Raw genomic sequence first — 560 nt, 5'->3', positions numbered from 1 at the left:
CCCGGTATCGGCAAAGGTGTCGAGACCTTCAAGCAGGCATACGCGTGCACGATCCGTCTGCCCGCAAAGAAGCGTGCCTGACGACGTAGCGGTCAGCGTGCCTTCCTTGGGCAATATCAAACCGAACTGGTTTTCGCACGTCCAGCGATGAGACTGCTTGTGGAGTTCAAGGATGGCATATCCGCACGGGCAAACGCGGTCGAACGTGTCGAGATGGACGGTGATGCGCATGATGAACTCCGTATCGTCAATGCGGCTCAGCACTCATGGTTCAATTCGAAGTCTAGGCATTTGCGGCACTTGTATGGCTGATGCAAGTCAAGGTTGCGTTTGGCCTCATGTGCGCGCTTGCGGCCGGCTCAACAGGGTGAACGGGATGAACGTTTTGCAGCGTCACGCGTGAGCTTGAAAATGAAAGTAGCGGCTTCCAGTACGCGCGCTCGCCGAACCTGGTCTGGGGCACATCGGTGTCGAAGAACAGCGTTCGCGCGCATTCTTCCGGTAGCAGCGGATCCTCATTCGCCAGTTGCTTCACGAGGACTTGCTCGTCGGCATCGCTC

Annotated in this window: 1 protein-coding gene and 1 pseudogene; both read right to left on the bottom strand. The window is 57.3% G+C overall.

The genetic code is table 11. The annotated features are described in order from the left end of the window. On the bottom strand, window positions 1–231 hold a 231-nt coding region (locus ACSQ36_RS47005), incomplete at its 3' end, for a DUF3564 family protein (protein WP_436187635.1). A 52-nt stretch (window positions 232–283) separates the two neighbouring features. Beyond that, window positions 284–560 (bottom strand): annotated as a pseudogene (locus ACSQ36_RS47000) (hypothetical protein); the annotation flags it as partial.

The organism is Caballeronia sp. LjRoot34 (genome assembly GCF_964253815.1).
Taxonomy (GTDB): Bacteria; Pseudomonadota; Gammaproteobacteria; order Burkholderiales; family Burkholderiaceae; genus Caballeronia.
This window is presented reverse-complemented; position numbering and strand designations above follow the sequence as displayed.